This is a genomic window from Arthrobacter sp. CC3 (assembly GCF_039907775.1).
Classification (GTDB): Bacteria; Actinomycetota; Actinomycetes; order Actinomycetales; family Micrococcaceae; genus Arthrobacter.
In genome coordinates this window covers 1-1,916 of the sequence record NZ_JARCCY010000087.1, presented here as the reverse complement: position 1 = coordinate 1,916, position 1,916 = coordinate 1, and the positions used below count along the sequence as shown (strand labels likewise).

Annotated in this window: 1 rRNA gene; it reads right to left on the bottom strand. The window is 55.7% G+C overall.

Going from position 1 to position 1,916, the window contains the following annotated elements:
* Positions 1-201 precede the first annotated feature (201 nt).
* Positions 202-1,727 (bottom strand): 16S ribosomal RNA (locus PV761_RS23990).
* Positions 1,728-1,916: the final 189 nt, after the last annotated feature.

The window sequence follows — 1,916 nt, the reverse complement described above, 5'->3', positions numbered from 1 at the left end:
CCCCTCACCCGCACCGTTCCAGGACACGCTCCGAAGAACAGCATCCGTACTGGGTGCCGGCAAAAAACCAGCGGCCGCTACTTGTTGATATTCCACCCGTGAGCACCCGCCGCAGAACAATCGTCTGCGCAACGGGCGTTACTCCTGACAAACCCGCCACACTCACATACATGAGGCACGGTGCTTGTAGGTGCTCCTTAGAAAGGAGGTGATCCAGCCGCACCTTCCGGTACGGCTACCTTGTTACGACTTAGTCCCAATCGCCAGTCCCACCTTCGACAGCTCCCTCCCACAAGGGGTTAGGCCACCGGCTTCGGGTGTTACCAACTTTCGTGACTTGACGGGCGGTGTGTACAAGGCCCGGGAACGTATTCACCGCAGCGTTGCTGATCTGCGATTACTAGCGACTCCGACTTCATGGGGTCGAGTTGCAGACCCCAATCCGAACTGAGACCGGCTTTTTGGGATTAGCTCCACCTCACAGTATCGCAACCCTTTGTACCGGCCATTGTAGCATGCGTGAAGCCCAAGACATAAGGGGCATGATGATTTGACGTCGTCCCCACCTTCCTCCGAGTTGACCCCGGCAGTCTCCCATGAGTCCCCGCCATTACGCGCTGGCAACATGGAACGAGGGTTGCGCTCGTTGCGGGACTTAACCCAACATCTCACGACACGAGCTGACGACAACCATGCACCACCTGTGAACCGGCCCCAAAGGGGAAGGACTGTTTCCAGCCCGGTCCGGCCCATGTCAAGCCTTGGTAAGGTTCTTCGCGTTGCATCGAATTAATCCGCATGCTCCGCCGCTTGTGCGGGCCCCCGTCAATTCCTTTGAGTTTTAGCCTTGCGGCCGTACTCCCCAGGCGGGGCACTTAATGCGTTAGCTACGGCGCGGAAAACGTGGAATGTCCCCCACACCTAGTGCCCAACGTTTACGGCATGGACTACCAGGGTATCTAATCCTGTTCGCTCCCCATGCTTTCGCTCCTCAGCGTCAGTTAATGCCCAGAGACCTGCCTTCGCCATCGGTGTTCCTCCTGATATCTGCGCATTTCACCGCTACACCAGGAATTCCAGTCTCCCCTACATCACTCTAGTCTGCCCGTACCCACCGCAGATCCGGAGTTGAGCCCCGGACTTTCACGGCAGACGCGACAAACCGCCTACGAGCTCTTTACGCCCAATAATTCCGGATAACGCTTGCGCCCTACGTATTACCGCGGCTGCTGGCACGTAGTTAGCCGGCGCTTCTTCTGCAGGTACCGTCACTTTCGCTTCTTCCCTACTGAAAGAGGTTTACAACCCGAAGGCCGTCATCCCTCACGCGGCGTCGCTGCATCAGGCTTTCGCCCATTGTGCAATATTCCCCACTGCTGCCTCCCGTAGGAGTCTGGGCCGTGTCTCAGTCCCAGTGTGGCCGGTCACCCTCTCAGGCCGGCTACCCGTCGTCGCCTTGGTGAGCCATTACCTCACCAACAAGCTGATAGGCCGCGAGTCCATCCAAAACCACAAAAAGCTTTCCACCCCCCACCATGCGATGAGGAGTCATATCCGGTATTAGACCCAGTTTCCCAGGCTTATCCCAGAGTTAAGGGCAGGTTACTCACGTGTTACTCACCCGTTCGCCACTAATCACCCCAGCAAGCTGGAGGTCATCGTTCGACTTGCATGTGTTAAGCACGCCGCCAGCGTTCATCCTGAGCCAGGATCAAACTCTCCGTTGAAGTAAAACAAAAACAGACACACCATGCGCCCCCGGGAAAACGGGATACACACAATGCACAAAATTTGAAACCAGCTGTAAAAACCAGACCATCCACGGGATGGACAATCCAGTCAATTCAACCAATTCAATACAAAAAATTGGTATCAACAAACTTGGCACACTATTGAGTTCTCAAACAACAGACACA